This is a genomic window from Streptomyces sp. NPDC032472 (assembly GCF_040636955.1).
Lineage (GTDB): Bacteria > Actinomycetota > Actinomycetes > Streptomycetales > Streptomycetaceae > Streptomyces.
In genome coordinates this window covers 1-7,014 of the sequence record NZ_JBEZVK010000147.1, presented here as the reverse complement: position 1 = coordinate 7,014, position 7,014 = coordinate 1, and the positions used below count along the sequence as shown (strand labels likewise).

Below are 7,014 nucleotides of genomic sequence, written 5' to 3'. Positions count from 1 at the left end.
CGGTTCGGACCGTACCGGTCAGCGGCCGGGAGCCGTCCGGCGGCGTCGGGCGTAGAGCGCCGCACCGCCGGCCGCCGCCAGGGCGGCGGCCCCGGTGAGGGCGGCCGGCTGCCAGGACGCGCCGGCCGCCGGTACCGCGGAGGCGGCTGCGGACGCCGCCGCCGGCTTCTCCTGCTGCTCGTCCACCAGGCCGGGGTATCCGCCGGCGAGGCCCTTGCGGTCGTACTCGGAGCCGGGCAGCTTGTCGCCGTAGCGGGCCGACACCAGCTTCTGGTAGGCGGCGAGGGTGACGGAGCCCTTTCCGCCGAGGCCCGAGGTCGCCTCCTGGTTGAGCGGCTCGACCATGCCCTCGGCGGTGAGCCGGTACCAGGCGTGGATCTGCGGCTCGTTGAAGGTGCGGGCCTGCGGGGTGCCGCGCTCGGCGAGGCCGAGGTCGGTGTCCCCGTCGCGGATGCCGGCCAGCTGCCAGCCCTCGGCTCCGGCGCTCTGCGGGCTTCCGCTGGCCGGCGCGTTGGCGCTGCCCTTGGGCGCGAGCAGTACGGCGGCGGGACGGCCGTCGGAGGCCGTCACCCGGGAGGCCAGGTAGGAGAGCCGCAGGGCGGTCTGCGGGCTCGCCTGGGTCTTGCCGGACACGAACTCCGGGCTGATCTCGAACATCGGCACCGGGTCCTTGAGCTCGAACCGGGGCGGTGCGGCCGGGGCCGCGGGGGCGCTCCCGTTCTTGGGAGCGCCCACGGTGCCCCCGTCCGCGGCGGCGGCGCTGCCGGGCTGCCGGGTCGAGACGAGGAAGCGGGAGACGGTGTTGTGGACCTGGTCGCTGCGCAGGGTCTGCTGGGCGGACTGGTAGCCCGCGATGCCGTCGCCGCCTTCCGCGCCGTGCGCGGAAACGTTCCCGCAGAGAGCGGCGGCGAAGGCGGTGGTGGCGAGAACGGCTGTGCGGACGGCCGTGCGCTGCATGCGCCGCATGGTCTGCCTGGTCTGCATGGTCGGTCTTCTCCTCAGCCCTGGATGCCGATGCGGGAGTGGGTCCACTGGAACGAGTTGTTGTTCACGTAGGTGGAGTAGTCCCACCAGGTGTAGGTCTGGGTGGTCTGCCACGGGTCGCCGACGGCGATCATGTTGCTGGCGCTGTCGTAGCCGTAGATGACGTTCATGTGGCCGCCCCCGCTGCGCCAGCCGAAGCGGACCGCGAACGGCCGGCCCGCCGCGATCTCGGCCGTGGACTCGGCGAACGAGGCGTTGCGGTAGAGGCTGCGGCCGCTGCTGCCCAGTCCGACCCGGGCCAGGCCGCCCGCCATGTCCTCCAGCGTCGCGGGCTGGTTGTTGCAGTCCACCCAGCCGCTCTGGGCGGCCAGTTGGCAGAACTGCTCCTGAGTGACGTTCCTGCCCCAGTACTTGGCGATGGTCACGCCGGAGGCGTCCCAGCACCACTGGGTGCGGACCTGCTTCTGCATGTCGATGCTGAGCGACTTCGCGGTGACGGGACCGGGGTTTGGCTGGGTGGGCTTGGGGTCCGGTGTGGTGCCGCAGACGGGCAGGCGGGTGGTGTTCTCGCGGATGAACGCGTCGGCGATGTAGTACGAACCGGTGTAGATCCACCGCGGGTTGTTCTCCACGGTGTCCCCGTTGGTCCGGCAGGACATCTGGATCCTGTCGCCGACCTTCGAGGAACCGTTGATCCGGGCCGAGAGGGAGGGCTTGACCCGGTGGTTGATGCTGCTGTGGTTCCCCTGTCCGCCGATGACCGTGCCGGTGACCGTGTCGGCCTGGGCGAGGGCCCCGAAGCCGAACAGCAGACCACCGGAGAGTGCGGCGGTGGTGGCGGCTATGACGGCCTTCTTGCGGCGGGACATGCGTCGTTTGTGCATCGTGCTCCTTGGGCCGGGAAAGGCGAAGTCGCCCCCCGGCCATCCGGTCGTCCGCGGGCGCTATCGGCACCGCATTCCTTGAGTGGATTGGGTGCCGGGAATCTTGCCAGAGAGATCCCGGGATGTGGACGCGATGGCTCTACGCGCAAAGATGTCGCCCATTCAACCATCGTTTTTCGTTGAATTGACGATACGTCAACCCCTATAGGCAGAGGCTGAGTTGCTCGACCCATGAGAAATGGTCCAGGCCATTCAGAAGGTCGGGCGGAGCGTGGACTTTACGCAAACTTGACGCTTGGAAACGCGTTGTTGGACGGTGCGTCAAAAAGCCGAATAGCCCAGCGTGTATGCCGCGTGACTCTCCATCATTTTCCACCGCCGGAATCCCCCGCGTTTTTGTGCGGACCGGAGGGGGCGAGGGTCAGGGAGAGGTGCCGGTGAGGACGCCGATCTTGTCGAGGCGGTGTTCGGGGTTGTTCTGCGCGTCGCGCCAGTGGTTCCCCGCCGCGTCGTCCTCCGGGGTGAGACACGTGGTCACGGTGATCACCGCCCGGGTCGGCGCGGTGCCGGGCGAGCCGGGGACGGGGGCCCGCTGCGCGTTCATCGAGTCCTGGGACCGGAAGGAGGTCGTCCGGGTCGCGCTGATCCTGTACGTGTACGTCACGCCGCCGGCGGTCACCAGCACGGTGGCGCCCTCCCGCAGCGCGGGCAGCGCACGCAGCGGACCGCCCGCCGTGACGCGGTGCGCCGTGACGATGTAGTTGCCGACCTCGCCGGGCCCGACCCCGCCGCCGGGACCGTGCGGGCTCGCGGCCACACCCTGGTCCTGGATCACCGTGCCCGCCGCGTCATCGGGACTGCCCTGGTACGGAACCACCGGGAGCCCTGACACCCCGATGGAGGGGATCGACAGCTCGGCCGCCGCGACGCGGCCGCCGGCCCGGACCCCCGCCGCGGCCGGACCGGCTGCGGCAGCACCGGGCGCCGTCAGCGGGACGGCGAGGGCGGCGGCGGACACGGCGACCGTCAGGGTGTGGAGGCGACGCAAGGGGCGGTGGGGCATGGCGAATCCCGGGGGGAGGGGAAGGGGGGCAGGCCGGGCGCGCGGCTCGAAGCAGGCGCGACCGGCCCTTCCAGCCTGGCACCGGCTCTCCCTGAGGGCACGTCGGCCGCACCGCCCCGGCGGCATTGCGGGCAGACCGTACAGCGCACCGCAGCGCCCCGGCCCGCCCGGAGCGACCCGGAGCTGTCCACCGCGGGCGACACCGGGGGAGACACCGTAGGGAGACGGTCGCCGTACGCACGGTTCCCGGGCCGCGGCGCGCCGTCGGCTGCCCGACGGCCGCCAGGATGCGGCCCCGGCGCAGCAGGGAGCATCCTGGCTGTGTGGCCGGGAGAGCGGTGCGACCTGGCGCGGGCGCCGGCGGACGGGTTCCGTACGCGTCGGCCGTCGACCGTGCCCGCCTGGAGGCGGGCGTACGGCGCCACCCTCCTCGGCTCCGTTCCGGCTGTGCGCACCCCGGCGGCGCCGGGGCCGCGCGCAACGTACGCGCATCGGCGCGCGCAGCGCATGGGGAAGAGGTGTCATGAGCGAGATGTGCCATGGGCGAGATCCCCGGCTTCGATGAACTCCAGGACCCCCTCGACGCCTCCCGCGTGGCCGTGGTGGTCCTCGACGGTGACAGCCGGGTGATCGGCTGGAGCCCGGCGGCCGCGGAGCTGCTCGGGTACCCGGCGCCGGAGGTGCTGGGCCGGGAGTTCGCCGACCTGGTGACCGGTGCCGCGGCGCCCGAACTCCAGCCGGGACTGCGGCGGGTGCTCCGGCTGCGCCACCGGGACGGGCGCGCCGTGAAGGCGGCGATCGCCGTCCACACCCTGGCCCCCGGCGGCACGGAGCCCGGCGGGGACGGCGGGGCCGACCCGAGCGGCGCCGCCGGGCCGCGGCCCGCGCGCCTGCTCGCCATGGCCGACGCCGACGTGACCGAGCAGTGGAACGCCCTGCAGTCGATGCTGCGCGGGCTGGCCACCCAGTCGCCGGTCGGACTGGCCCTCTACGACACCCGGCTGCGCGTCGTCTGGACGAACGCCGCCCTCTACAAGGAGATGGGGCCCGCCCAGTACGCCGGCGTGGGCCCCGACGACATGGTCACGCACGGCGTGATCGTTTCTCCCGGCATGCCCGACACCCTGGAGGAGGTCATGGGCGAGGTGCTGGCCACCGGCGAGCCCGTGATCGAGCTGCACTACCGGGGCCGGCCGCCCTCCGCTCCCGACCGCGACCACGTCTGGTCGTGCTCGTACTACCGGTTGGAGGACCTGTCCGGCACACCGCTGGGCGTGTGCGAGGAGACGTTCGACATCACCGAGCGCTACCTCGCCCAGCAGCGCCTGGACCTGCTGGTCCGGGCCGCCAGGAGCGTGGGTACCACCCTCGACATGGGCCGCACGGCCCGCGAGTTCGCCGCCGTGACGACGCCGTGGTTCGCCGACCGGGTCACGGTGGACCTGCTGGAGACGGAGTCGAACGGCGATCGGCACCGCTCGGATGCCGAGGCCGCCCCCCGGATGGTCCGGGTGTGGCCACCTGCGGAGCCCCCCGGCGCACGCCCCGCCGCCCCCGCCGTTCCCGCCATTCCTGCCGTTCCTGCCGTCCGCCCGGTGCGCGAGCCGGGTCTGCTGGCGGTACCGCTGCGCACCAAGGGGACCGATCTGGGCGTCGTGTCCTTCGCATGGGACCACCGCACCAAGCCCTTCGACGCCGGCGAGCTGGCCGTGGCCGACGAACTCGCGGCCCGGCTCGCGGTGTGCGTGGACAACGCCCGCCGCTACGCCCGCGAACACGCCACCGCCCTGGTGCTCCAGCGCAGCCTGCTGCCGCGGCTGCTGCCCCAACTCTCCGCCGTGGAACTGGCGTACCGCTACCTTCCCGCCGACAGCCGGGCCGGGGTGGGCGGCGACTGGTTCGACGTCATCGCCCTGTCCGGGGCCCGGGTGGGACTGGTCGTCGGGGACGTGGTCGGGCACGGCCTGGGCGCCGCCGCGACCATGGGCCGGCTGCGCACCAGCGTGCGCGTGCTGGCCCGGATGGATCTCGCCCCCGACGAGCTCCTCGCCCGCCTCGACGACCTCGTCACCCAGGGCGCCGACGAACGCGCCGCGGTCCACGCCGAGGGGGAGGAGCTCTCGGAGGACGAGGCCCTCGGCGTCACCTGCCTCTACGCCGCGTACGACCCCGTGTCCGGGACGTGCACGATGGCGCGGGCCGGGCATCCGCTGCCCGCCGTCGTCGATCCGGACGAGGGCACGGTCACCTTCCCCGAGCTGCCGTCCGGACCGCCGCTGGGCCTGGGCGGCCTGCCCTTCGAGTCCGTGGAGCTGACCCTCCCCCCGGGGAGCCTGCTCGCCCTCTTCACCGACGGGCTCGTACGGGGCCGCGGCCGCGACCTCGACGATCAACTGGGCGTCCTGAGCGGGGTCCTGAGCCGGCCGGACCGGCCCCTGGACGACCTGTGCGACGAGGCCGTCGGCACGCTGCTGCCCGCACCGACCGAGGACGACGCGGCGCTGCTGCTGGTACGCACCCGACTGCTCGGCGAGCACCAGGTCGCCGTGTGGGACGTGAGCAGCGACCTGCAGGCCGTCGGCCGGGCTCGGGCCGCGGCGGCCGCGCAGCTGCGCGAGTGGGGCCTCGAGGACCTGGTCTTCACCGCGGAACTCGTGGTGAGCGAGCTGGTCACCAACGCCATCCGGTACGCCGGGGACGGCCCCGTCCGGCTGCGCCTGATCCGCGACCAGACGCTGATCTGCGAGGTGTCCGACAGCGGCCACACCTCGCCGCACCTGCGGCACGCCGCCAACGACGACGAGGGCGGCCGCGGCCTGTTCATCGTGGCGCAGACGGCCCACCAGTGGGGCACCCGCTACACGGCCACCGGCAAGATCATCTGGGCGGAGCAGGCCCTGCCCGCGGCGAACCGGCCGCCCGACGCCGAGGACCCTGCGGCGTAGCGCCGTCGGCCCCGGCGGCCCGGCTCAGGAGCTCTCCGGGGCAGCGGCCGTGCCCTGGCGGCCGAGCGGCAGCAGGTACTGGACCGGCTCGTCGAGGTCGTCCAGCCCCAGCAGCTCGTGCGCCAGGTCGTCGTGCAGGCCGCCGAGCGGGATGGTGCCCAGCCCGTACGCGCCCGCCGTGAGCTGGAGCGTCTGCGTCAGGTGCCCGGCCTCCAGCAGGCCCAGCCGCAGCGCCCGCAGCCCGTAGCGGCGGCGCAGCAGCCCCAGGTCCAGGTGGACTGCCAGGACGGCCGGCGCCTCGTCGATCCCGACCGCGTCGGGATCCTCCGCCGGGCGCGAGAGGTACGAGGACAGCGCCTTGAGCGCGGCGAGCTCCGGAGCGGGCCCCAGCGGCACCAGCGACCGCCGCTCCGGCAGGCAGTGGTAGGTGCCCGCGGGCAGTCCCGCCACGGCGAGCGCCAGCAGCCGCACCCGCACGCTGTACAGGGCCCCCGCGCTCGGGTACGGGCGGTGGCCGAGCGTGCGCTCCGTCCCGTCGGCCGGCGGCTGCCGGGACCCGGCTCCCGGCGCGAGGGCGTGCCACAGCACCCCGCCCAGCTCCTGCGCGGTGAGCGGCCCCCGCAGCGCGCCGCGCGCCGAGCGGCGGCGCTGCAGCGCCTCGCCGAGCGACAGCTCGGGCAACGGCGCTGCGGGCAGCGGGCGTTCGCCGCCCGGACGGTGGCCGGCCGGCTCCACGGGCCGGGCGACGGCGCGTACGGCGGTGTCCTCGGCCCGGCCGATCTGGAACTTGCTCCGCTCCAGGTACCGGTAGTCGGCCGCACCGGGCCCGGACTCGAAGAAGCCGCCTCCGTCCCCGGTCTCCAGCAGGGCCCGGCCCGCGAGCCGGCACACCGCCCGCTCCTCGTCCGGCGTCACGCCCAACCGGTTGAACAGCATGTGGAGTTGGGACGCCCACACCCACAGCCGGCGGTCCAGCCGCTCCGGCTCCTCCGGCCGGTCGGCGGGCACGGCGGCCCGTATCCGCGCGTCGGCGGCCCGCACCTCGCCGTGCCGGCCGGCCCGGGTGCCGGGGGCGGCGGTGAGGGCGGCGGCGACGCGACCCAGCTCCGCGCCGAGACCGGCCGAGAAGATCGGGGGT

At 74.2% G+C, this 7,014-nt stretch carries 5 protein-coding genes; 1 reads left to right on the top strand and 4 read right to left on the bottom strand.

The genetic code is table 11. From position 1 onward, the window contains the following. Positions 1 to 18: 18 nt before the first annotated feature. The 3 genes from AB0F11_RS37065 to AB0F11_RS37055 all read right to left on the bottom strand — a co-directional run bounded on the left by AB0F11_RS37065 (position 19) and on the right by AB0F11_RS37055 (position 2,931). Positions 19 to 984, bottom strand: a complete 966-nt coding sequence (locus AB0F11_RS37065; RefSeq protein WP_362183994.1) for a hypothetical protein — start codon at positions 982 to 984, stop codon at positions 19 to 21. A 14-nt stretch (positions 985 to 998) separates the two neighbouring features. Then, positions 999 to 1,868: a papain-like cysteine protease family protein gene (locus AB0F11_RS37060; RefSeq protein ID WP_362183991.1), complete on the bottom strand. Its 870-nt coding sequence runs from the start codon at positions 1,866 to 1,868 to the stop codon at positions 999 to 1,001. 421 nt (positions 1,869 to 2,289) lie between these two features. Beyond that, positions 2,290 to 2,931 (bottom strand): sortase, encoded by a 642-nt coding sequence (locus tag AB0F11_RS37055; RefSeq protein ID WP_362183986.1) that lies wholly within the window; start codon positions 2,929 to 2,931, stop codon positions 2,290 to 2,292. Between the two features lie 539 nt (positions 2,932 to 3,470). Between AB0F11_RS37055 and AB0F11_RS37050 the strand changes: the two genes are divergently transcribed. Next, positions 3,471 to 5,876, top strand: a complete 2,406-nt coding sequence (locus tag AB0F11_RS37050) for a SpoIIE family protein phosphatase (RefSeq protein ID WP_362183983.1) — start codon at positions 3,471 to 3,473, stop codon at positions 5,874 to 5,876. 24 nt (positions 5,877 to 5,900) lie between these two features. Here the strand turns inward: AB0F11_RS37050 and AB0F11_RS37045 are convergent. Next, the coding region (locus AB0F11_RS37045; RefSeq protein WP_362183980.1) for a SagB/ThcOx family dehydrogenase at positions 5,901 to 7,014 on the bottom strand (1,114 nt) is incomplete at its 5' end.